Source organism: Amycolatopsis bartoniae (assembly GCF_014191255.1).
Lineage (GTDB): Bacteria > Actinomycetota > Actinomycetes > Mycobacteriales > Pseudonocardiaceae > Amycolatopsis_E > Amycolatopsis_E bartoniae.
In genome coordinates, this window is record NZ_JACHWH010000020.1 from 12330 (window position 1) to 36189 (window position 23860).

Consider the following 23860-nt stretch of genomic DNA (forward strand, 5'->3'; position numbering starts at 1 on the left):
GGAGGCTCTGGGCGAACCTGTGTGGGGCGTGGAGTCGATCCAGCGGCTCGAGGTGGAGGAGTTGCTCGACGAAGGACTCGACGAGTCCGTCTTCGGCCGGCCACAGTACGTTCCCGCCGCCGCGGTGCTCGACGACTACGACCTGTTCGACGCCCGCTTCTTCGGGTTTGGGGCGCGTGAGGCCGCGCTGCTCGACCCGCAGCACCGGCTCTTCCTCGAATGTGCCTGGCACGCCATGGAAAACGCCTGTGTGCCTCCAGGCACGACAAGTCGCGGCGGGGTGTTCGCCGGGGCCGGAGTGCCCGGTTACCTGATGTCCAACCTCCTGTGCGGCAGACGCGCCATCCTCGATTCCGAGTTCTTCGAGTTGCAGATCCACAACGACAAGGACTATCTCGCCACGAGGGTGGCGCACCGCCTCGGCTTCACCGGGCCCGCGATCAGCGTGCAAACAGCCTGTTCGAGCTCGCTCGTCGCAGTGCACGAAGCTGCTGCGGCGCTGGCATCGGGAACGTGTGACATCGCTGTCGCGGGCGGGGTCTGCGTCCGCGTGCCGCACCGCGTCGGCTACCTCCACGAACAGGGCATGATCTTCTCCGCCGACGGGCATTGCCGCCCCTTCGACGCGCGGGCCTCCGGCACGGTGTTCGGGAGCGGCGTCGGGGCGGTCGTGTTGAAGAGGCTTTCCGACGCACTCGCCGACGGCAACCGGATTCTGGCTGTGGTGAAGGGAAGTGCTGTCAACAACGACGGCGCCGGCAAGGTCGGTTTCACCGCTCCGAGCGTCGCGGGCCAGGAGGCCGTGGTCCGCGCGGCCATCAGGGCTGCGGATGTGCCTGCGGCGACGATCACCGCGGTCGAGGCACACGGGACGGCGACACCGGTGGGCGACCCGATCGAAATCGCCGCGCTCACCAGGGCGTTCGACACGACGCGTGTGGGCTTCTGCACGGTGGGCTCGATCAAGTCGAACATCGGCCACCTCGAATCGGCCGCGGGGATCGCCGGGTTCATCAAGGCCGTGCTGCAGCTGCGGCTCCGGACTCTGGTGCCGACGCTGCACTACAGCGAGGCCAATCCGGCGATCGACTTCGGCCGGACACCGTTCGTCGTGGCAACGGAACAAACTGACTGGCTGTCCGGGGACTCGCCCCGGAGGATCGGGGTCAGCGCTTTCGGGATCGGTGGGACCAACGCGCACGTGGTGCTGGAAGAGGCACCCGAGGTCACCCCCGCGCCGAGATCGCCCGGACCGCAACTGCTGGTGATCTCGGGGAAAACTCGGCAGGCCGTCGACGAATACGGGAATGCCCTCGCCGACGCGCTCGAACAAGCCGGCGCACCCCATTTGGCGGACGCTTCGAGGACGCTGCGGGAAGGTCGGGCAGCGCTGCGTTTCCGCCGCGCCGTGGTGCTGTCAGCCGGATCGGAGCCGGAGGAGTTGTCGGCGTTGCGCACCGGCGGCCAGAGCGTGCGCCAGGGCACGCCGGAGACGGTTTGGACGTTTCCCGGCCAAGGGACCCAGTACCCGGGGATGTGCGCGCGGCTCTACGAGGCGCTGCCAAGCTACGCGCGGCGTGTCGACGACTGCGTCGCGCAGCTCGGCCCGCAACTCGGTACCGACGTGCGAAGGGCGCTGCTGGACGAGACCTTCGACGCCGGCAGGCTGCGCGACACCCATCTCGCGCAGCCTGCGCTTTTCGTCGCGGAATTCGCACTGGCCGAGCAGCTCCGGGCCTGGGGTGCCACACCGTCTGTCGTGGTCGGTCACAGTCTCGGGGAAATCACAGCAGCTTGCGTCGCCGGCGTGCTCTCGCTTCCGGACGCACTCCGTCTCGTCGCGAAGCGGGGCGCGCTGATGGCCGCTCAGCCTCCCGGTGTGATGCTGGCGGTCGAAGCCGAGGAGAGTGAAGTCACCCGGTTGCTGCCGCGTGGGGTTCAGCTCGCGGCGGTCAACGCTGCCCGGTTGTGCGTGGTGGCGGGACCGGCTGAGCGCGTCGGCAGTTTTCGCGAGCGGCTCGCCCGTGAGCGCGTGCCGTGCAGGGAGCTGCACACCTCACACGCCTTCCACTCAGCCATGATGGAACCGGTGGTCGAGCCGTTGGCGGAGGTCGTGGCCGGATTGGAACTGACCGCTCCGACGGTGCCCTTCGTGACGGCGACCGCCGGTGGACCGGCAACCAACGATCCGCGCGATCCGCTGTACTGGGCTCGTCAAGTGGTACGGCCGGTGCACTTCGCCGCCGCACTTCGGAGGGCTGCCCCAGTCGGGGCGGACACCTTGTTCGTCGAGGTCGGCCCCGGTGCTGTCCTGAGCACGTTCGCGCGCGCGACCTACGGCACCGGAACGCCCACGGTGCGCACCATGGCGGGTCCCGACGCCGTCGGCCGGGGCGTCCGGGTTCTCGTCGCCGCGGTCGGCAAGCTGTGGGAGTGCGGGTGCCCGGTCGAACTTGGGGAACTGCCGGGCGCGGGGGGAAACCTGATCGATCTTCCTGGGTATGCCTTCGCCAGGCAGCGACACTGGATCAGCCCGGACCCCGAGCACCGAGCCCGTCCCCGCCCGGCACGCGTGGCTCCGGGCGAAGCGATACCCGCGGCCGAACAGGTCGCACAACGGCCCGCCGGAATGGCTTCGTCGTACTCCGACCCCGAAACCGAGTTGCAGAAGCAGATCGTCTCGGTGTGGGAGGACATCCTCCAGTACAGCCCGATCGGTGCGCACGACGACTTCTTCGAACTCGGCGGGCACTCGCTCCTGGCCGCCAGGGTGAGCGCACGGCTCACCGAGGTGACCGGCATCCCCTTCTCACTGCACGACGTGATGACGCGACCGACCCCCGCAAAGCTCGCGGACAGCGCAGCACGCGTCGACGGAACGGACACCTCTAGGGCAGTCCTCGACGGAAAGGACCATTCGTGATTTCGAACCAGCAGCTCACCATTGACCTGACCGCGCCTCCGTTCCTCACCTCCATGGTCCGGGAAACGCTGACGCTGGAGAAGTTTCCCGGGCTACGCCAGTTTCGCGCCAATCTCGGCAGAACACCCCTCGTGCGCGTGCCGGGACCGCCGGATGGCGCCGCGATCTACGCGAAGTACGAGTTCCACAACCCGTTCGGATCGGTGAAGGATCGCACCGCGTATGCCCTCATCTGCGCTGCCGTCAACGGTTGGGACGGCGTCAGCCCGCTCCGCCTGCTCGACGCATCCGGAGGGAACATGGCCAGGGCACTGGCCCATCTGGGCAGGCTCATGGCGGTGCCGGTGCGGCTCGTCGTACCGGAGTCGGTACCCCGGGCGCTGGTGGACGAACTGGCCGAACTCGGTGCGATCGTCGACCTGGCCGACGCGGAGCGCTTCCTGCTCGGCATCATCGAGACGAGCGAAGCGATCCACGCCGCGGAGCCGGGGTGGACGCTGCTATCCCAGCACCGCAACGCGGCGAACGTGGCCATGCACGAGTTCGTCACCGGGCAGGAGATCATCGGCCAGCTCGGCCCGAGAACAGCGGATTGCTGGGTCGCCGCGATCGGCAGCGGCGGCACCATCACCGGTGTCAGCCGGGCGCTCCGCACCCGATTCAAGGATCTGCGCGTCGTGGGGGTGACGCCGGCGGAACTGCCGTACGGCACCGAGCTGCCACCCAACGGCGCCGCGAAGTTCCCCGGCGCGGGAGGGCTCGGATTCGGTCACCGTCAGCCTTTCGTCGCCACGGAACTACCCGATCTGCCCGTGCTGGCCGTGAGTTACGAGAACAGTCTCGCCGCGATGCGGGAGTTCCTCGACTCGACCGGGGTGCGTATAGGTGCCTCCTCCGCGGCCAACTGGCTGGCGGCGAAGGAAGTGGCATCGACCATGCGGCCCGAGCAAACCGTCGTGACGTTGTTCGCAGATGCCGGCAGCCGCGCCGACTGGTCTGCTGCCGAGGCCCGTCGTTGACATCCGACCCCACACCCGAGGAGGGCGAGCCATGCAATCGACCGAACCCCTACCCGCTGTACGCACGTTGTGCCGAACCTGCATCCCGCTGGTGCACGACCTGACCGGCACGATGAGCGCGCCCACTGCGGACACTTGTGCTGCCTTCACCGACCTGGCCGAGGAAGCGCACATCGAGTTCCGGGCGGCCGATGCCCATGGTCCGACTGTCGGTGACCACAACTCGCACAACGACCTGCTGACCGACCCGTCCGGCCGGGAAATCGGGACCATCGTCGGAAACGGATGGAAGGTCTACCGGCGTCCGGACGGACACGTGATCTCCTACTACCAGGAGGAAATCACACTGGATGCCGGCACGATCCGTACTTCGGGTTGGATGGATTCGACCGCGGTCTGGTCCGGTGCGTGGCAGTCACTGCACGCCGTGGGGATCGGCGGCGACCTCCTCGGCATGGTCGGAGTACGGCAGATCCGGCAGGTCCGGGCCCGTGAGCTCTTCACCGCCAACATCGTGCTGTGCTCGGCACCGGCGCGAGGGTGAAGGCATCATGCTTCGAGCGGACGAGACACACGCCGACGCCGGTACCCGTGGCCGGAGCGCTCCCGGTGCCGGTGCCGTGAAAGCGGCGACCACCGACGACACCAGGGACGGATCGAGAGAGCGAACGGAGCGAGTGTTCGGCGAGGGCACCATCGGTCCCGTGCAAAGGATGCGCGAGGATCTGGAGACGATCATGGCCAGGGACCCGTCGATCCACTCGGCGGTGGAAGCTCTCTTCCACTCGACGCTGCCGGCGGTCTGGCTTCACCGGGCCGCCCACCGGTTGCACCGGGCCCACCACCGAGTGATCGCGCGTGCGTTGACGAACCTGGCCCGTGTCCTCACGGGTGTGGAGCTGCATCCGGGAGCCACCGTCGGTCGCAGGTTCTTCATCGATCACGGCACCGGTGTCGTCATCGGCGAAACCGCGGTCATCGGGGACGACGTCACGATCTACCAGCAGGTCACGCTCGGTGCTGTCGGGTGGTGGCGTGACGTCGAGCGGCCACCGGGCGCGCGCCGGCATCCCCGTGTCGGCGACCGTTGCGTCTTCGGCGCCGGTGCGCAGGTGCTCGGCCCGGTGACGATCGGGGACGACGTCCTGATCTGCGCGACTTCACTGGTCGTCACGGACGTCGCCCCGGGCGACAAGGTGGTCGCCGCCCCGGCGGTCCGGCAGGAGGATGTTCGTTGACACTCAAGGGCGTTTGTTTCGATCTGTACTCGACCCTGGTGCACGAGAACGGGAACAACCCGTTCTACACCGAAGTTGCACAAGCACTCGGTCTGGAACTCGACCGGTGGATGCCTGTCTACCGGCGTAGGCACCGCGAGACGATGGCGGGCGTCATTTCCGGCATGGTCGAACGGGTGCTGTTATCCGCGCGTGACGCAGGGGTCCATTGTGAACGGCGCACCGTCGAGTCCGTGGTGGACCGTTGCATGCCCGGTTTCATCGACAGCATCCACGTCGATCCGCAGGCGGGAGCGCTGCTCGGGCACCTGTGTGAGGAGGGGTACTCGCTGGCTCTCGTGACGAACGCGTCCGATCATTCCGAGGGCATATTCGACCACCTCGGCCTGCGCGAATACTTCGACGTCACGGTCTTCTCCTATCGGGTCGGGTACCTGAAACCGGATCCTCGCATCTACCGGTGCGCTCTCGACGGACTCGGCTTGCCCGCGGCACTGTGCGGATACGTCGGTGACGGCGGGGACCAGGAGCTGTGGGGAGCACGTGCCGCCGGGTTCACGACGATCCTCGTCGACCGGGATCTGCCACATTCGGGGTCGGCGCGTGCCGACGCCGACCTCGTCGCGGCTGATCTCACCGGGGTCGGCCACCTGCTCGACTCCCTGGCCGCCTAGCGGTCCCCGTCTCCAGGAAGTGAGGTTTCGATGCCATCATCCACGTTGCACCTGATCGAGAACTGCTTTGTCACCGATTCATCGGGCTGTCACCGTTACGACTTCTGGAACGAGCAAGCTCTGTTCGACGGCAGGCCGGACACCGGCTGGTGTCCGCCGAGCCGTACTGAGCCGTTCACCGAATACCTGGACATCGACCTCGGTTCCGTGTGCACCCCGGTGCGCATCCGGATCCAGCGTCGTCCCGCGCCCAAGGTGAGCACCGGCTTCCCGCCGATCTTGTGCGTGGTCGCCTTCCCGGATGGGCAGCCGCCGCGGACGGTGCTGAGTGAAGAGGACATTCAGGCTCCGGCGGGAGGTTGGTGGGAGCACGACCTGGAACCCGTTCCCACGCGGCGTCTGCGCCTGGAGGCACCGAACAGGATCCAGCGTCCCAACGGCACATACGTCCTGCAGTTCATGCAACTGCAGTTGCTCGAGCAGTAGTCATGGAAGGTGGAGTTACGATGGATGCCCGGATCATCACCGTACCGTCCGAGCCGATCTCGGACCCGCAGCCGCGCAAGCTCGGCCTGTGGAGCACAGAACGCCTGCAGGTGTCCGCCTGGCGGTTGAGGCAGGGCCAGCAGATCGTCGCGCACATGCATCCCAAGGCCGACGGGATGATCGTGGTGCTCCGGGGAGATGGCGAGTTGTTCGTCTTCGACACCGAGGAACCGAACCCGGACGTCTGCTACATGCCCGCTCCTGAGCGAGGTGTCACCCCACCGCCCCAGGCGCCGCTCGGAGAAGCCACCCGGCATTCGGTGGGATCGGGCATCGTTGGGCTCGTCCCCGCCGGGACGTTCTACGGACTCGTCAACACCGGCCCCGGACCATTGGTGGCTGTAGCCGCGACGGCCCCCGACCCCAGCGCGACGATCTGGACCACCCGACCGCAGTGAAAGGCGGCTGTGATGCACGCAGGGAGCAGGCCTCAGCGGCAGGTGGAACAGCGCGGCGCGCAGGACAGCGGTCAGGCCGGGCTGCCGAACCGCGGAGTGGACGACGACGACACATGGGTGATCCGGACGTTGCGGCAGCACGAACCAGCGGCCGTGCACACCCAGTTGCCGGTGGTCTGGCACCGCGCGAGTGGGAACCGCGTGTTCGACCGCAGGGGCCGGTCGTGGCTGGACTGGACGAGCGGGATCCTGACCGCCAACGCCGGACACAGTCCCGACAGCGTGGTGAACGCGGTGATTTCACAGGCGCGGCAGGGATTGTTGCACGCGTACATGTTTCCCACCGCCGTGCGAGCCCGCGTCGTGCGCTCACTCGCGGAGCTCACCGGCTTTCCGCAGAGCGTGCTCTTCACCACCGGGGCGGAGGCCGTCGAGGCCGCGATCAAGATCTCCCGGAGCCGTGCGTCGGCGCACGGTCGTGACAGAGCGGTGGTGGTCACCTTCGACGGCGCGTTCCACGGTCGTACGCTGGGCGCGCAGCTCGCCGGCGGGTTACCGGCACAGCGCTACTGGCTGCCCGACTGCGACGAGGCCTTCCTCCGGGTTCCTTACCCTGTCGAGGGCAGCCGGTGGGACTCCGGAGTTCTGGACCACGCGTTGGAGCAGGCCGGCGTCTCGGCGGAGGACGTCGCGTGTGTACTGGCGGAGCTGTACCAGGGGTCGTCGCTCCGGAAGATGGAGCCCACAGCGGCGAGAAACCTGCGCGAGTGGTGCGACCGGCACGATGCCCTGCTCGTGTTCGACGAGGTTCAGTCCGGCTTCGGGCGCACGGGGTCCCTGTTCGCCTACGAACGGACCGGGGTGCGCCCGGACCTGCTGCTCTGCGGCAAGGGCATTTCCGGCTCGCTTCCCGTCTCGGCAGTGCTCGTCGCCGACACAGCCTGTACCGAGCACCTGCGTCCGGGGGAGCTGACCAACACCCACGGTGGCAATCCTGTTTCGTTGGCAGCGGTTGAGGCCAATCTGGCCCTGTTCGCCGACGGTCGGCTCGTGGAGGCCGCCGCTTGCCGCGGGGCGCAACTCGCGGAAGGGCTCGCGCAGTGGGCCGCGCGTTCCCCAGGCCGGGAGGTCGTCGGCGCTCACGGCATGGTCGCCGGTGTCGCGTTCAGGAGCCCGGACGGGACGTTCGGCCGTGAACAGGCGCGACTGCTGGTGGCCGAGTGCGCGCAACGCGGTCTGCTGCTGTGCGCGCCGGCCGGACTGGACGGGACGATGGTGAAGATCATGCCTCCGCTCACCACGACCGAGGCGGACCTGGGCGAGGGGCTGGCGCGGTTCGGCGTGGCTGCCGATGCCGTGCAGCACCGCTGATCGTAGGAGGTTCCACGAGGTGAAGGAGACGTGATCGTGGTGTCTGGAGTGGGTAGGCGGCCGGCTTTCATCCTGTTCGGTGACCTCCACAAGATCGGACCGTACCTGGCCGACCTCGACCGCCGCGGCCTGGCCGTGCTGCTGGTCAGCGGCCGCGGTGGAACGTCGTTGGCGCGGCGAGCACGGGAGATGCTCGGAAAACCGGGTCATCCCCTGGGTGCAGTGGCCGATGTCCTCCTGACCGACGGTGGTGATTCGGCAGGAATAGCCGATCGTGCGGCGCAGTGGGCCGAACGCTACCGCGTCGTCGGGGCGCTGGCGGTAGCGGAAGTGTTCGTGGAACCGGCCGCCTTGGTGTGTGACCTGCTGGCGTTGCCCGGGGTCGGCCCCCGTGCTTCGGTCGTCTGCCGCAACAAGGCACTGCAGCGGCGGTACCTGGAGCACTGGAGCCCGTTGTCGGTGCTGGTCCAGCGGGGCGGTGCGGGCACGGACGAGATCGGACGGGACCGGTACCGAGAAGTGCCGGCAAGGTTCACCGACCGCTTTCCCACCGTCGTCAAGCCCCTCACACTCGAATCGAGCATGGGCGTTCGGGTCGCCCGCGACGAGGAGGAACTGTTCGCTCTGCTCGCCGGTCTCGGTCCCCGATCGGAAATCCTGGTGGAGGAGCGGGTGAGCGGGCGCGAGTACAACGTCGACACCATCGTGGTCGACGGAGAGCTCCTCACCACGATGATCACTCAGAAAGGTACCAACGAGCGCTCGACGAACTACTTCGTGGAAGTGGCGCACACCACGCCGCCGACCAACCTGGACCCGGGGGAGAAGCGGCGGATCGAACGGACCCACGGCTCCGTGGTCAAGCGCCTCCGGTTCGGCACCGGCATGGCCCACGCCGAATATCGTCTCACCGATGACGGCCGTGTCGTGCTGATGGAGATAGCGGCCAGGCCGCCGGGCGACGCCTGTCTTCCGCTGTACGAGCTCGCCACCGGGCAGCCGGTCGAACCGGCCCTCATCGATGCGGCCCTCGGTGGGGCCACCACCTACCCGGGGTGCCCGGCACGCCGTGCGCGGCAGCTCTACTTCGAGCACACGCCCGGACGGCTGGCCGAGGTGCGGGTCGACTGGCCGGAGCCGGTGCGCCCTCGATGGCTCGCGGACACCACCGGTATCTGGCCGGAGTTCCGGCCCACGGGTGCCAGGGATCCTCTGCGGCTGCACGAGGTACTCGTCCTGAAGCGCCGCGGCGAACAGTTGGGAGCCATCACCGACTCCTCCGGCAGGGCGGTGACCGCCGTCTTCGACGCACCGCTCGACGCGGACATCGACGTGGCGGAGATGCGAGTCCGGGACGCGGTCACCGTCGTCACCCGGGACGACGCCCTGGAGACGTCCGGAGGTCGAATCGGTGGGGCCGACGCATGAAGTGGCTTCCGAAACCGGTCACGGACAACGGCGAGTCCATGGAGAGCCCGGCCTCGATCACGCCCTTGCTGGCCGTCGACAACCTGCTGAGCAATCTGGGGCAGTACTCCCTGGTGCCTGTGCTCGGCGTGTTGATAGCGGCACAGGGATCGTCTTCGGAAGCCACCGCAGTGGGCGGTGGCCTGTTCGTCTACTTCGCCACTGTCGGTCTCGGCAGCCTCGTGGTGAATCGGTGGGTCGCGAGACTCGGGTACGTCGCGGCGATCTGCCTCAGCTCGGTGCTGGCAGCAGCCGGTTTCTTCACCCTGGGCTACCTTCATGACCCGGGCGCGTTGCTGGCGGTGTTGCTGGTGGCGGGGCTCGGCGTGAGCGTGCACCAAGTGCTCGGCCGGGTGCTCATCGCCGAGAACATCGCGGGTGACGTCGAGCGCAACAAGGCGTACTCGACGATGAACGTCGCGTTGAACGCGGCAGGAGCGCTCGGTCCCTTCATCGCCAGCGCCGCTTACGTGTCGCCCGACGCGCGCCCGCTGCTGACGGTGGTCGCAGTCTGCTACATCCTTGGCGCAGTCGTGATGCTCACGAGGCTGCCGAAGGTGTTGCCCGTCTCCCGGAGGAGACCAGCGCCGCCGGCTAGTGGATGGCCGATCTCCCGCGCTGCGGTTGTGGAAGTACTGCGCAGCCCTGCCGCCTGGCGAACCGTCGTCGTCGGCATGTTGGCCACCTTCGTCTACGCGCAGTTCTACTCCGCTTTCGCATTGTTCGTCGCAGGGAACGTCGCGGTTCCTGTTTTCAGGGCCGTGCTGCTGTCCGGTCCTGCCATCGCCATCGTGGTGCTGCAGTCGACGGCCACCGCGGGGATCGCCCGGCTCCAGCTTCGCGGCGTACCGCCCGTCGTGCTGCTGGGCACGGCCACGGTCGTCTTCGGCCTGGCCGTGATTCCACTGGGGTCCGGAATTCCGACACCGGCGGCATGTGTGCTGACCATCGTCCTCTTCTCCGCGGCCGAGATGGTTTTCACTCCCATGATGAGCACAGCCTTCGCTGCGCTACCGGCAGATTCCCGGTTGGAAGCGCTCAACTTCAGGCAGATCTCGTACACCGTGGGTGAGGCGTTCGGTTCGCTCGTCGGTGGTTCACTCTTCGTCATTCTCAGCGTTCGCGGCCTCGAGAGCGCCTATTGGCTCGGCATCGGGATCCTCGCGATCGCCGCCACGCTCGTCCTGCTGGCCAGGCGGCCCTGGGTTCCGCCGGCCGGCACCGTCCCCGAGACCGGTGAGGACGCCTGATGCTCACACCGACAACTGCGATCATCGGAATTCTCGGTGGAATGGGACCCCTTGCGACCGCCGACCTCTACCGGAAGATCATTCACAGCACCCCGGCAGCCCGCGATCAGGACCACCTTCCCGTCGTCGTGTGGGCGGATCCGTCCGTGCCCGACCGGACGACGGCGCTCACCGCGCGCGGCGCCGACCCGACGCCCTGGCTGATCCGCGGCGCGCATCGGCTCGAAGCCCTCGGTGCCGACGTCATCGCGGTTCCCTGCAACACCGCACACGCTTTCCTTCCCGAGGTGAGGAACACCGCCAGGGCGCGGATCATGGACATGATCGAAGAAACCTCCCGCTACGTCACCCGGGAACTTCCCCACATCGCCACCGTGGGTGTGCTGGCTTCGGCCGGGGTCGTGCAGGCCGGGCTCTACCACGGACCGCTGGAACGTGCCGGGTTGACGGTGCTCGTGCCGGAGGAGCCTTCCCAACGCGCACACGTTTCGGCGGCCATCCGGCTCATCAAAGGCGGCGACACCGGAGAGGCACCACGGCAGGCGTTGACACAGGCTGCGCGAGCACTGGTGGCCAGGGGAGCGGAGGCGTTGATCGCAGGCTGCACGGAGTTCCCCCTGGTCCTCATCAGTACCGCAGCGGGTCTCCCCGTCATCGATCCCACGTGGGTACTCGCCCGCGCCACCGTCCGTGCCGCGCGGGAGTGGACGACCGATGCCCTTGCGGACCGCCGCGCCAACAATCCATCGTGATCTGGAGCCGAATGATGCAGCGTGTGGATCGGAAACGTCGGCGTGTGCTGCTGTCGACCATCTCGTCGGACGCGCACACCTGGAATCTGGTGTTCCTGCAGTTGTTGCTGGAAGAGTCCGGGTGTGAAGTGATCAACCTGGGTCCCTGCGTCCCTGACGAACTTCTGCGTACCACGGCCGAATGCGAACAGCCGGACGCGATCGTGATCAGCAGTGTCAACGGCCACGCCCGCACCGACGGTTGCCGGGTGGCGCGAGTGCTCCGCGCCACCGTGGCCACACGGCACATACCGCTGATGATCGGCGGCAAGCTGGGAATCTCCGGTGCCGTGGGCCAGGACGCGGTCCAGGATCTGCTGAGGGCAGGTTTCGACTTCGTGTTCGAGGACAGCTGCGATCCCGCCGTTCTGCCGGAGCGGATCGCTGAGCTCGGCTCGCCCGGCCTGCTGCCCGGCCCGGCCGCGCGAACGGACTGACCGTGGTCGCGGTCGACCTCGCGCAGTTCGTCAGAAACGCTTCCGCCCGGCACGAGCTGGTTGTGCAGCCCCGCATGGGCATGTCCGATCCGGCTGAGATGGCTTCCGGGCTCGGAGCCCTCGAGCAGGTGCGCGCCCCCGCCGTGGGAACCATCACGCTCGACAGCTATACCCGCGTCGGAGACCACCATGGCGCCCGGTACGCGCTCGAGCGGGGGCGTCCGCTGAATGGTTACCCCCTCGTCAACCATGGTGCGGACACCACCAGGCACGTCGTATCGGAGGTCGAGGATCTCCGGCCGGTGCAGATCCGGCACGGTTCGGCCGCCCCCAACGCCATCTTTCGCACGATGGCTGAGGCGGGACTTACCGCCACCGAGGGTGGCCCGGTCTCATATTGCCTTCCTTACGGCCGGACGCCGTTGGCCGAGTCGATCCCGGCCTGGGCGGAGGCAACGGCCGGCCTCGGAGAAGATTGCCGGTCGCAAGGTCTGCGGGCGCACCTGGAGACGTTCGGCGGTTGTCTGCTCGGTCAGCTCTGTCCACCTTCGATGCTGGTTGCCATGAGCGTCCTCGAGGGCCTGTTCTTCGTCCAACAAGGTATCGACTCGCTGTCCCTGAGCTACGCGCAGCAGACCGATCCGGTGCAAGATCTGGAGGCGCTCGGCGCGCTGCGCATCCTGGCGGATGAGATGCTTCCGCGGCACGTCGAGTGGCACCTGGTCCTTTACACTTACATGGGCGTCTATCCACAGAGCATCGCCGGTTCGGCCCAGTTGCTCGGTCTCAGCGCGCACGTGGCGGTCCGCGGGGGCGTGGAACGTCTCATCGTCAAGACATCTGCTGAAGCTTGGCGAATACCGACGATCGAAGAGAACATCGAGGCGCTTCGTCACGCGTCGCGGTGCGCTCGAGCCGCGCGCCGGGAAAGCACACTTCCCTGGGGTCACCAGGTCGACTGCGAGGAGGTACTCGCCGAGGCGCGTACTCTCGTCGAGTCGGTTCTCTGCCTGTCGGACGATATCGGCCTGGCATTGCGATCCGCGTTTTCGACCGGTCTGCTGGACGTGCCTTTCTGCCTGCACCGGGACAACCACGGCGCAGCACAGGCGTTCGTGGACACTGACGGCAGACTGAAATGGGCAAGCCTGGGAAACCTTCCCCTTGCCCGGGTTGCCGTCGCCCGCGGCGGCAGGAGCATCAGGGCGAGAGCATTGATGTCAATGCTGCGTTTCGTCGCGGACCGCCATGACCGGACCGCCCTGTCAGGACGTTCAGCACTTTCCCACTGATCAGGTTCCTGGGGGCACCACCCCGATATCGACGCCCACGTCGTGATCCCGGCGCTGCGCCAGTTTCCGATGACCCGCCAGACGCCCGGTACTACCGGGATTTCCTGCAGCGCGTCGTGCGCCAGCCGGTCAGGAGGCCGGGATGCGTCAGCTCCTCGACCTGGGCTCGGTTACCCCTCGGCGCGCAACGTGCACGAGATTGCGAGGATGTTCGCCCCGGACGCCGTCGTGGTGGACGGTGACCTCGACCTTGACACGGTCGCGGTCGGCAACCGGCTCCTTGCCGACATCCGGAACGCGGACGTACCTCAGGACGGCCGTGCGCGACTCGGTACTCGGGTAGGCCAAGATTCTGTTGAACGTCTCGCAAACCGTGGCGGTCCTGAGGATCTTGGTTCTGCCGTGCGCGCCCTAGCACAGCCGGCCCGGGTTCCGGATCAAGGCGTTCCGCAACGAGGTCGACATGCATTTTCCGAGAGGGTTATGTTTCGTCCTGTTTTTCGAACCGAGGAAACCGGGAGCGAGGTTGTGCTGGTCGCCGGTGGAGTCACGGCAGCGCTGACGAGGTCCGGGGCTGGGATCCCTCGAGATGGCTCGGCAGGCTGCGACTCAAAGTCACAGAGGCCGAGAGGCCAGGTCGGCGGCATTGCCCAGCGTGGACTGTAGCTTTCCGCGGCGCTGCAACTTCTGGGGGGCGTGGGATCGGGCTCTGGGAGAGGGAGAGAATTGGGAGAGTCGGTCGTTCCGGTAGTGGCTCGAACCGCGTTGAGCCGACTGGGGGTCAAGGGGTCGCAGGTTCAAATCCTGTCGTCCCGACGGTTCGGAGAGCCCGCTGGCTCTGGGTGAAATCCCAGGTCGACGGGCCTTTTCGTGTTGAAGTGGTGATCTGTTGTGATCCTTCTGTCGGCGTCGGTTGATCGTTATGGGGTGGATGTGGGGCGGGCTGCCCCATGTTCGATCACGCTCAGCCCGTTCTTCTGGGTGTTTGTGCTGGTCGTCGGGTTATGGTCATGCCCTGAGGTGGCTGAGGGCTTGACGGTCCTTGCGGGGCGCGGGGGTGAGTTGGCGGCGGATTTGGCCCTGGCGGGGGGTTACCGCGGGTGGGGTGTTGGGCGATGGTGTGGCGGGCTTCGAGCCAGGCGTGTTTGAGGGCGGTTTGGATCTGGGTTTCGAGTTCGTCGGCGACGTGGCTGTAGACCTCGACGATGCGGCGGTCCATGCGGTGGCCGAGGCGTCGGGCTTGGGCGATTTCGGGGATGCCGGCGGCGATGAGCCAGGTTTTGTGGCTGTGGCGTAGTCCGTGGAAGGTCAGTCCGGGGCGGATGGGGTAGGTCCGCGCCCGAGGGTTCGGGACGTCGTGGTTGCCGTCGAAGGCGGGGTTGAAGGTGCGGGTCAGCCAGGTGTGGCGCCAGAGGAATCCGCCGGCCTCGTTGGGGAACACCAGTGGGCTGTCGTGGTCGGCGAGGTGGTGTGTGAGCAGCATGGTCAGGAACGCGGGCAGGGTGATGGTGCGGGTGCTGGCGGGGGTTTTGGGTGGGCCGAGCCATTGCCGGTGGGCGGTTTCTTTCAGGGCGCCGTGGTCGGGGTCGATGACGAGGGTGCGGTTGTCGAGGTGCAGGTTGTGGCGTTGGAGTCCGGCGAGTTCGCCCCATTGGCAGCCGGTCCAGGCGGCGGTGATGATCAGGGCGGCGCTGGCGCGGTCGTGAAGGTGTTCGGCTTGGGTGGCGGCGCGGAGGACTTCTTCGGGGGTGGCCCAGAGCATTTCGTGGCGGATGCGGAAGGCGCGTTTGCCTCGGTTGCGGTGGCGGTGTACGGGATTGGCGGGGATCAGGCCGTCGTCGGCGGCGTCGCCGAGGATGCGGCTGAACAGGCTGGTGATGCCTTCGACGGTGGTGTGCTGGTACCCGCTGGCGTGCAGATCGGCGGCCCATTGGGTGATGTCGCTGGCATGGAGGTCGCCAAGGCGACAATTTCCGAAGCGGGGGTTGATGTGTTTGCCGATGAGGTAGGCGTAGTTGTCGAGAGTGACCTCGTCGAGAGACAAAGTGCTCCACCAGTGGGGCAGCCACTGGGCGACAGTGATGCGTCCGCGGGTGGTGTCGTAGAAGGTGTAACGGCGCTGGTCGACGTCGATTTCCTTCGCCCGGTGACGTGCAGCGGTCGGGTCGGTGAAGCCGCCTTCGGAGGCGACGGACCCGTCCAGACGGCGGTACCGCACACGCCAATGCTGACCGCTGGTGTGTTCGATCCACGACATGCCGAAACTCCTGACTGCTCGAAGTGACGCGATGCGGAATCCCGGCAGGCGAGCAAGGGGCCCTGCGCCGCGGATGGACAGCTTCAGTGTCCGACTGGGGCCAGGCAGGCGCAGCAGCGAGATCCTCGAGTTAGCGGGAGAGAGGATTCTCATTGATGTGGCACCGGCGGAAACGCCGTGTCGTCGACTCCGCCCGAAGCACGGCTGGTTTCGGGACGGCCGGATTCCCGATTACTACCAAAGCCCATTTCCGTAGTTTTCTTGTTTCCGAAAGTCAAATGCGTGGTATGAGTCCGAGCCCGCGGTGAGACTCCGGCGGCAATCACACCAATCGTCCTGCCTGACGGGCTACACGCTTGCACCCGCGGGCTCGAATTCGACCGTCACGGCTTCAACGCGCCGTCATCATTCCGAAATAGACGAACACGGAAAGTGAACACGAAGCCAAGATGATCAAGAGTCAAATGTGCTGCCGCGCAGAGTTTCCTCTCCTGCATCACTGCATCTTGCTCGCCGAACACCACCCAGTGTCCTGCCAGGCGTGCATCGAGGGTGACCGGGAAGGGATCGAGCGGTTCTGCTGCGTCTGTCTCCTCGTTTCACCTGGTCGAGGTGGGGCGAACTGCACGATCCGACCCTCGGCTACAGGCTGGAGGACCAGTTCGTGTTGCTCGAACGCCTCACCCTGCAGAGGTGCCTGGATCGATGCGATGATGCGTTCAAGCTGTTATTCTCGGTAGCTCAGCGGTTCTGCCTTCTCGTCCTCGTCAGGAAACGTTTTGGTAGAGCGCGGTCACTTGGGCCGGTGCCAGCGCATAGTCCCAGACTCGAACATCGCTGATCATGCCGTCGAAGAAGTACGCTTGTCGTGCGCTGCCGATCGACAGGGGCCCGCTGGCGTTCCACGGGCTGCCGAGTGTTTGGGTGCCCATCGGCGATCCATTGATGTAGAAGGAAAGCAATCTGTTCGTGGCGTTGAACGTGGCGGTCAAATGTACCCAAGTATCGGTGGAGCTGGTGGCTGGTTCTATCTGGACAATAGTCGCGTCGGAGCTGTCTGCGTTCGCCGCAGTGAGCTGAAAGCGGCTGTTGACCGGGTTGTAGCCAAGCGTCAAGGCCGAGTTTTGGGTCCCATTGACGGCGATGGCGGTCTCTGGACTGGTCGCTCCGCCAGCCCGGTCGACGGCTACCCAGCCTGAGATGCTGTAGCTCTTCGTCGTATCCAGCACTGGTCCGCCCGTCGCCGCATAGCCCGTGGTCCCATCGAAGGAGAGCGTTGTTCCTCGCTTGCTGTCCGTGACCCAGGTTGTGCCACCGGTCAGCGTGAGAGGATTGTTGCCGGTGTTGGGATTGTTGATGAGATGTGGGTTGGTGGCGTTGTTGGCGCTGTCACCGGCCAGCGTGGCAGCCGAGTCGGTCGCACCGTCATTGAGTTGCCAACGGTCCTGTGGACCGAGATAGGCGCTGGTGAGTGCCCCGAAGCCGTTGTCATTGATATTGACGTAGTCGGGGCTTGTCCCACCGTGGTTGAGGTTGACTGTGTTCTTCAGTCTGATTGCTCCGTTCACCGGATCCGGTTCACCGACTGCGGCGTCGGAATCGATGTAGTAGAGAGATGGTGTGGACCACGGTCCGAGGCCGGCGGACAGCCCGCCGCTGAGCAAGGTGTTGGTCTGCGTGCGCTCTTGGTCGACAGCGCTGGTGCAGGGGTCGTTCGGAGTGCCGCCACTGCCGGCGTAGCCATCGCATGGAGTGAGCCCCATGACCACGATATTGATGCCGTAGGCGGTGAAGTAGTTGACCAGTTGGTCGTATCCGTCGATGGTGAGTTCATCCGCGCTGTGGTTGTGCAGTACGTCCTCCAGGCCTTCGGACAGTACGACCGTGTTCACGCCGGGCTGGTCGAGCAGGTCACGGTCGATGCGAGCCAGCGCTGAAGGGCCGCCGCTAGGGCCGGTCCCGTAGACGCTGGCGTTGTCGCTGAGTACGGAGTTGGACTCGATGTTCTCGGCGATCGTTCCGTACGGTGTCACAGTCGTGGGCTCGGCGGCGGCGATGTCGTCGGCCAGGAGCTTGTCCGAGCCGGCGTCCGGGTTGGTGTTCGGCTGGAAGGTGTCGATGAGTCCGGTGTCGCCGAACAGTGCCTGCGTCGGCACGTTCGCGGTGGCGACGTCGAGGTCGGTGATGATGTTGGTCCAGGCTCCCCAGCGGGTTCCCGGGGTGGAGAAGGCGAAGGCGGCGTCCGTGGTGTCGGCGGTGTGATCGCCTGACCCGACAGCCGACATGAACTCCATGACCTCGTTGCTGTACGAGACGTTTTCGACGAGGTATGGCACCTGGTTGACGAGCTGGAAGGACACCAGCAGGTATTGGTTGGCCGCGACCGTGAAAGTCAAAGCATCGGAGTACACCATCCCGCCTTCGGGGATCGAGGTGTTCGTGGACCCGTTGAACGTCAGCGCTACGACGGGACCAGACGGGGTCGGTGTCGCCTCTCCGAGTCTGTCTGCGGTGCCGAGCGCGATTGTGGCGTGACCGATCTGAAGTGGGTTGGTGCCGAGCGCGTTGTCGAGTTTGACCCGCACGCTGTTGCCGGAAAGCGAGGGTTTCAAGGCGAGACGGATGGTTTGGTTGGAGAAGTTGTCGGAGCCGGAGAAGTTGTACTGCAGCTCGTTCGGGGACGCCCAGGCGCCGGTCCACGTTTGTCCTGCGGGCGCTCCGGCGGTCGTGGTGTTGCGCGTTGCCAGGGCGAAGACATGCAGTCCGGCGGTGCCGTGGATCGCCTGGTTGCCGACGTCGGGCAGGGTGACCGAGGTGATGGTTTTGCCGGGTGACAGTGGGACCGAGAAGGAGTAGATCTTCGTGGTCTTGTTGGCCTGCCCGGAGGAGAGGTTCTTGTGCGGGAAAGACGCGACGTCGATGTCTTCGGGGCCGGACACCCAGTCGGGGACGGTCAGGTAGTAGGTGCTGGTGGATCCGTCGTTGTAGGTCACCACGCCCTTCGGCGCGCAGAACGCGGCGGGGTTGGTGGAGTCGAAGCAATAGGTTCCGGCGACCGCGATTCCCGCCGGGACGAAGGGGGAAGTGCTATCTCCGTTGATAGCGCCAGGCGTTGCCGTGATGGCTTCTGTCCCTGTGGTGAGGAACTGGAGTGAGCTCGCGCCGCTGGCTGACGCCGTGGCATTGTAGTTGGCGAGGACCGGGTCGGTCTTGTCGATGATCTGGTTCGCGGCGAGCACGTTGTCCGCTTGCCCGGCGCCGTAGGAGGGCAGCATGTAGGTTCCCCCGTTGACGGTCAGACGTCCGCCGGAAAGCCATCCGGCGTTGGTCAGGTCTGTCGCGGAGAAGCTCGATCCGTCGCCGTCGAGATTGCCGAGTGCGTGGTTGCTGTCGGGGCTGATGCCGGTGTTGTTGTAACAAGCGGCCAGTGAAGCGCAGTGGATGTTGGGGTCGTTCGCGGCGACGAACCGGTACGACTGGTAGCCCGACGCGTCCCCCGCAGGGTCGGCAGCGTAGCTGTAGATCGTGTGAGGGCCGGGTCCGGGCGCCTTGATCGCGCCAGTGGAGGAGGCGAAGAGTTGACCGACCTCGGCCGCCCCGAGCGCGGTGGTATAGATCTGCACGTCGGTGACCGAGCCGGTGAAGCTGTTGCTCACGGCGCCCCCAGCGAGCTTGGCCGCGCCGATGCTCGTCGGGCCGGTCGCGTTCCACGGGGTGCTGTCGGTGGTGGTACCTGCGACCTGCCCGTTCACATACAGTGTCACAGCTGCGCTGGTTGTGTTGAAGACACCGACGAGGTGAGTCCAAGCGTTGAGTGTTGGTGCGCCGGCGGACTTCGCGATGCTCTGCGCCGCGGTGGCCGAGTCCGCGCTCGGCAGAACGAAAGCCCATGCGTTCAGGTTCTTGTTGTACTGCAGGTAGAACGCGGCGATGGAGTTACCGCCTTGGCTGACAGCTGTGGCGTAGTTGGCCGTCGAACTCAGCTTGACCCAGGCCGAGACCGAGAAGCTGTGCGAGGTGTCGACTACGGGTGCGCTGGTGGCGGCATAGCCGGTGCTGCCGTTGAAGGTCACCGCGGGGGTCGGGGTGGTGGTCCAGTTGTATCCACCGGTCAGGGTGGCCGGATGTCCGGCGCTGGAGCTGTCCGCCGCGCTCGTCCCCGTCCCGTCGAGGAATCGCCAACGACCAACCGGCTCGATCTGGCCACCGGCCTGCACCACCCGCTCGATGTCCTTCGTGCTTAGCGTCGCCTGGTAGAGCTGGACGTCGCTGATCGCGCCGTGCACGTAGTTGTTGGGCCCGCTGTCGACGAAACCGCGACCGATGACCACAGGCCCCGTCGCGTTCCACGGAGTGCTGTCGATCGCACTCCCCGCGGCGACGCCGTTGACGTAGATCGTCATCGTTCCTGTTGCCGCGTCGTAGGTTCCGGCCAGGTGCGTCCAGGTGTTGAGCGTGACCGCGGTACTGGCTCGCACCCTGTACGCGGTGGATGTCGACGAGTCACCCGCGAAACGGGCAAAGGTCCACTGGTTCACGTCGGAGTCGTATTCGAGATAGAACCCGCTGACCGTGGTTCCTTGTTGGGCAACGAAGGTCTGGTAGCCGGCGTTGCTGGTCAAATCCACCCACGCCGAGACAGTGAAGCTGCCGTCCGTCTTGACGACCGGCCCATTCGAAGAGGCGTATCCGCTGGAACCGTCCAATCCGAGCACTTGGCCACGGGCGCTGTTGTTGAGCCAGCTCGTTCCTCCGTGCAGGGTCGCATTGGCGTTCCCGGCGGAGTCGGCCGCCGCGGTGCCGGAGCCGTCTGCCAACTTCCATCGAGAGGCCGGCTTGATCACGCCCCCACCGTCGAACGGGGCGATATCAGTGGCAGGCGGGTTGTTCGTAGAAGGTGCCCGGTCCAATGCGGTGACCAGTTTGGACACCGTGCCGCCCGTGGAGGCCTCGGTGAACAGGCCTGGTGTATTGGCGGGCTTTCCGATGGTGCCGTTGTCGGGGAAGGCGCCGTCTGCTGAGGTGATGCTGGGTTCGGACGGGGCGGTTGGTTCGGCGATGAAGTGGCAGATCTGCGACCACGGGCTCCAGTCCTGCCCGTCAGTCGCCTGGACCTGCCAGTCGACGACCTGGCCGTTGCTCAGGCCCGCAGTGAACGACGGTGGCAGCGAGAACTTCGCGGCCGCGCCGGAGTCAAGGTTGTCCGCGCTGAGGCCGGTCTGAACGCTGGAGCTACCGTCGATCCAGTACTTGAAGGTGGCCCGCAGCTGATCGGCATCGGGATCGGAGACCGTCGCATTCAGTACCGGCGGATTGGTGACGATGGTCTTGCCGAGGTAGGGGTACGGCGTGGTCGTGGCACAGCCGAGGTTGGCCGAGCCGGACAACGCCGCCAGCGGTCCGGGGGTGTTCGGGATCAGGTTGAAGAAGATCTGCAGGCTCGGGTTGTCGGTGAACCGGCTGAACTCCACGTTGCCTGGGGTTTCGTTACCGCTGAGGCCCACGGTGAACTGGCTCGCGTGGCTCGCCGCGGACTGAGCGATCTGCGCCGTCACATCGAATCCTGCGGCGACTGCGCCGTTGTTCGGGCAGTAGGTCGGGTTGTAGGCGGCACCCATGGTGACCTGTGCGATCACTCCCGCCGGGCCGGGCTGGTTGTTCCAGCTCGTGCCCGGACCGATCGCGCCGGTCCAGTGCAGGTAGTCGTTCGACTGGACGGAGCACGACGCGGAGTAAGCCTTCGACACGTTCACGGTGGCGCCGTGCTGGTTACCGGCGTTGCCGATGTGCGCTCCCCAGATGACCGACGGCAGCTGCCACTGGTAGTAGGTGCGCTCAACACCGACGCAGGAGTTCCAGTTGTTGAAGCCCACGCCGAGGAACCCGTAGTCGCCATCGGGACCAGGGTTACCGAAGAACGAGGTGTTGGCGCACGGCGCACCCTGTTTCACTTCGTCGAACGCAGGCGTGCCCCCGCTCGCCGGATGCCAGTTGAAACTTGGGTCGAGGTAGACGGGGAACGTCGTCGCCGGATCACTCAGCAGCCGCTTGTCGGGACTCAGGGTCAGGGCGTCGGTCGTGACGTGAGTCTTTATCGGCGCCACCCGGGCCGCCATCCCGGGATGGCTCGCGTCCGACGGATCCGGCGCGAGGCCCTTGTCCGGCAGCGACTTCGAGCTCGGCGTGGGGGCTGCGGTCAGGGATGTGTTGGAATCCCACATCATAGGTGTGCTTGCGTCAAGCGTGCTCCCGTCCGGTCCGCCCGTGACCGTGATGCCGCCGTCCGTGCCCGACGCGACGCGCCCACCGGTCACCGTGGCCGGCAGCGTGAGTGTCGCCAGTGCTGGGTTCTTCGCGGCGGTGGCGTTCTTCACCACCAGCACGTCCGAGAATCCACCGGTGACCGTGGCGGTGACCCGCAAATCCACCCCGGGCAGCACCTCCGGGTACGTGGCACTCGATCCCGACACGCGCGGGGCGGGCAGCACGCCTGGCCACGACACCGTGTACCTGGTATGACCAGCCGTCGTGGAAGCGAGGGGGGTTCGCCCTCCGCCGGAAAAGACCACAGTGCCGTAGGCGGTCGCGCTCGGGGACAGCGTGTGATCACGATTGGGATGCAGGGCCGTGTTCACCGGCACCCATTGCGCGCCTTGCCGGGCGCGCACCGGTTTGGCGTTGGTGCTCAGGGTGAAGCCCCCGCCGGGGTTGGCGACCGCCTCGGTCGTCTCGGTGGTGAGCTCGTCGACGACAACGGCCTTCCCCGTCGAGGTGGCTTGGGTTTCAGCGCGCGCCATCGCCTGTTTCTGGGCCGGCGTAGCACCATAGCCATCCTCCAGCGTGGCCAGGTTATCCGGCTGCTCCGGCGTCTCCGGTGCCGGCGCCGCACGTCCCGTCGCGGGCTGCACGACAGCTGCGGTCGCCGGCAGTGCTGTGGTCAGCGAAAACACCAGCGCCGACACGGCCACGATTGCGGAAAGTCGCCGATTCCTCGAAAAGGGTCCCGACGAGAACGGCCGAACCACGACACGCGACGTTTTCCCCACAGCAGCGCTCCCCATTTCTCGTGGACCTCGGAAGTGGATTCGCATGAGGCCACGTCAACCGATCTTGGACTGTACGGCGTATCGAAACCTGAAAACAAGAGGTGTCACCTGTTGTTCGATCCGTTGGAAAGCAACAGGATCGACGTCATTATTGTATGCAAAGATCACGATCTCTCGTCCGTTCTTTTGCCCGATAAGGAGTGAAGTGCTGATATTTGTCCTATTTGTCTGCGACTATCTGTAGTTTTCGATGGTTCAGTCGTGACTGTTGGTGAATTGTATGGACGCGATGGAGAACTCGGCTCCATTTGGAGTATTTCCGGCGGTGATCATGTGGCGGTACGGTTCCACGTGGCCTTTGCTGAAACGGTGGGGTTGGGGGCGCGGTGAGATCGGTTTGTGGTTCGGATAGACGTTCAATCAGGGAGAGCACGAGCGGTCGGCGATTTGCTGGCCGCTTTCTTTTGGCATTCCTGGCGGCTGTGCTCGCGGCTACCGGACTGCTGAGCGGAGCCGCTACGTCGGCCGCAGCCGCGCCCGGGCCGCGACCGGCGCCGGTCGCGGCCCACGACAACTCAGTCCCTGTCGCCGCGGTGCGCAGTCACTACGTCGCGCCGCCGGCCATGGCACCTGCCCGTCCCGCCCAACCGGTGTGGCCCAGTGGGGATGCTGGAGTCACGCTCAGTTCATCAATCGGCGTCCGCGCCCATGTCACCGTGCAGCCCCGGAAGACCTCCGAGGCGGCGGGGATTGCCGGCCCGGTAGTGCTGGTACAGCGCGATGAAGGGCAAGCCGGCGCAACGCCGGTTCACCTGAGCCTCGACTACGGAGCCTTCGCCGATGCCTTCGGCGGTGACTGGGCCCAAAGACTGCAACTGGTGACCTTGCCATCGTGCGCCTTGAGCACACCGGAGAAGCCCGAGTGCCGAACCCGCACCCCTCTCACGTCCACTCGTGACAACCACACGTCAACGCTGGCAACCGACCTGGTGCTACCGGCGGCCACCCCATCGACGGCATCCGCCATGGTGATCGCCGCCGACTCAACCCCCAGCGGAGGCGGCGGCGACTTCGGCGCAACCTCGCTCCAACCGTCGGGCTCGTGGCAGGCCGGTAAGTCGTCCGACGCGTTCAGCTGGTCCTACCCGATC

At 66.2% G+C, this 23860-nt stretch carries 16 protein-coding genes; 14 read left to right on the plus strand and 2 right to left on the minus strand.

Annotation, left to right across the window (positions count from 1 at the left end):
• Nucleotides 1-28: 28 nt before the first annotated feature.
• The 13 genes from FHX82_RS36020 to FHX82_RS36080 all read left to right on the plus strand — a co-directional run bounded on the left by FHX82_RS36020 (nucleotide 29) and on the right by FHX82_RS36080 (nucleotide 13406).
• The gene (locus FHX82_RS36020; RefSeq protein WP_183177058.1) at nucleotides 29-2923 is read left to right on the plus strand and encodes a type I polyketide synthase; all 2895 of its coding nucleotides are present in this window, start codon (nucleotides 29-31) and stop codon (nucleotides 2921-2923) included.
• Nucleotides 2920-3942: a PLP-dependent cysteine synthase family protein gene (locus tag FHX82_RS36025; RefSeq protein ID WP_221216976.1), complete on the plus strand. Its 1023-nt coding sequence runs from the start codon at nucleotides 2920-2922 to the stop codon at nucleotides 3940-3942. The genes FHX82_RS36020 and FHX82_RS36025 overlap by 4 nt, the downstream gene beginning before the upstream one ends.
• Before the next feature lie 31 nt (nucleotides 3943-3973).
• Nucleotides 3974-4486, plus strand: a complete 513-nt coding sequence (locus FHX82_RS36030; RefSeq protein WP_183177059.1) for an allene oxide cyclase barrel-like domain-containing protein — start codon at nucleotides 3974-3976, stop codon at nucleotides 4484-4486.
• A 169-nt stretch (nucleotides 4487-4655) separates the two neighbouring features.
• Nucleotides 4656-5180 (plus strand): serine O-acetyltransferase EpsC, encoded by a 525-nt coding sequence (gene epsC / locus FHX82_RS36035; protein ID WP_145932798.1) that lies wholly within the window; start codon nucleotides 4656-4658, stop codon nucleotides 5178-5180.
• Nucleotides 5177-5854, plus strand: a complete 678-nt coding sequence (locus FHX82_RS36040; RefSeq protein ID WP_183177060.1) for an HAD family hydrolase — start codon at nucleotides 5177-5179, stop codon at nucleotides 5852-5854. Before epsC ends, FHX82_RS36040 begins: the two co-directional genes overlap by 4 nt.
• 45 nt (nucleotides 5855-5899) lie before the next feature.
• Nucleotides 5900-6340 (plus strand): discoidin domain-containing protein, encoded by a 441-nt coding sequence (locus tag FHX82_RS36045; protein ID WP_183177061.1) that lies wholly within the window; start codon nucleotides 5900-5902, stop codon nucleotides 6338-6340.
• Between the two features lie 20 nt (nucleotides 6341-6360).
• Entirely contained in the window at nucleotides 6361-6798 is a 438-nt protein-coding gene (locus tag FHX82_RS36050; RefSeq protein WP_183177062.1) for a cupin domain-containing protein, read from the plus strand.
• A 12-nt stretch (nucleotides 6799-6810) separates the two neighbouring features.
• A complete protein-coding gene (locus FHX82_RS36055) occupies nucleotides 6811-8169 on the plus strand; it encodes an aspartate aminotransferase family protein (RefSeq protein WP_145932802.1) in 1359 nt (452 codons plus the stop codon).
• A 48-nt stretch (nucleotides 8170-8217) separates the two neighbouring features.
• Complete coding sequence (locus FHX82_RS36060; RefSeq protein ID WP_221216977.1) at nucleotides 8218-9597, plus strand: ATP-grasp domain-containing protein; 1380 nt, start codon at nucleotides 8218-8220, stop codon at nucleotides 9595-9597.
• Nucleotides 9594-10886 carry an MFS transporter gene (locus FHX82_RS36065; protein WP_145932803.1) on the plus strand — a complete coding sequence of 431 codons (1293 nt, stop codon included), beginning with the start codon at nucleotides 9594-9596 and terminating at the stop codon, nucleotides 10884-10886. The genes FHX82_RS36060 and FHX82_RS36065 overlap by 4 nt, the downstream gene beginning before the upstream one ends.
• Nucleotides 10886-11638, plus strand: coding sequence for a cysteate racemase (cuyB, locus tag FHX82_RS36070; RefSeq protein WP_145932804.1), 753 nt, complete (start codon nucleotides 10886-10888; stop codon nucleotides 11636-11638). The genes FHX82_RS36065 and cuyB overlap by 1 nt, the downstream gene beginning before the upstream one ends.
• A gap of 44 nt (nucleotides 11639-11682) precedes the next feature.
• The gene (locus FHX82_RS36075; RefSeq protein WP_229881023.1) at nucleotides 11683-12114 is read left to right on the plus strand and encodes a cobalamin B12-binding domain-containing protein; all 432 of its coding nucleotides are present in this window, start codon (nucleotides 11683-11685) and stop codon (nucleotides 12112-12114) included.
• Between the two features lie 2 nt (nucleotides 12115-12116).
• A complete protein-coding gene (locus tag FHX82_RS36080; protein ID WP_222425926.1) occupies nucleotides 12117-13406 on the plus strand; it encodes a methylaspartate mutase in 1290 nt (429 codons plus the stop codon).
• Between the two features lie 964 nt (nucleotides 13407-14370).
• Here FHX82_RS36080 and FHX82_RS36085 read toward each other — a convergent pair.
• The gene (locus FHX82_RS36085) at nucleotides 14371-15663 is read right to left on the minus strand and encodes a tyrosine-type recombinase/integrase (RefSeq protein WP_183177063.1); all 1293 of its coding nucleotides are present in this window, start codon (nucleotides 15661-15663) and stop codon (nucleotides 14371-14373) included.
• A gap of 767 nt (nucleotides 15664-16430) precedes the next feature.
• On the minus strand, nucleotides 16431-22625 hold the full coding sequence (locus FHX82_RS36090; protein WP_183177064.1) for a LamG-like jellyroll fold domain-containing protein: 6195 nt from the start codon (nucleotides 22623-22625) through the stop codon (nucleotides 16431-16433).
• An 800-nt stretch (nucleotides 22626-23425) separates the two neighbouring features.
• Here FHX82_RS36090 and FHX82_RS36710 point away from each other — a divergent pair.
• Nucleotides 23426-23860: hypothetical protein (locus FHX82_RS36710; protein WP_221216978.1), on the plus strand; the 435-nt coding region annotated here is incomplete at its 3' end.

Coding starts and splice junctions, on each gene's coding strand:
- FHX82_RS36055 (WP_145932802.1), top strand. CDS start 6,811: ATGCACGCAGGGAGCAGGCCTCAGCGGCAGGTGGAACAGCGCGGCGCG.
- FHX82_RS36050 (WP_183177062.1), top strand. CDS start 6,361: ATGGATGCCCGGATCATCACCGTACCGTCCGAGCCGATCTCGGACCCG.
- cuyB (WP_145932804.1), top strand. CDS start 10,886: ATGCTCACACCGACAACTGCGATCATCGGAATTCTCGGTGGAATGGGA.
- FHX82_RS36030 (WP_183177059.1), top strand. CDS start 3,974: ATGCAATCGACCGAACCCCTACCCGCTGTACGCACGTTGTGCCGAACC.
- FHX82_RS36085 (WP_183177063.1), bottom strand. CDS start 15,663: ATGTCGTGGATCGAACACACCAGCGGTCAGCATTGGCGTGTGCGGTAC.
- epsC (WP_145932798.1), top strand. CDS start 4,656: ATGCGCGAGGATCTGGAGACGATCATGGCCAGGGACCCGTCGATCCAC.
- FHX82_RS36065 (WP_145932803.1), top strand. CDS start 9,594: ATGAAGTGGCTTCCGAAACCGGTCACGGACAACGGCGAGTCCATGGAG.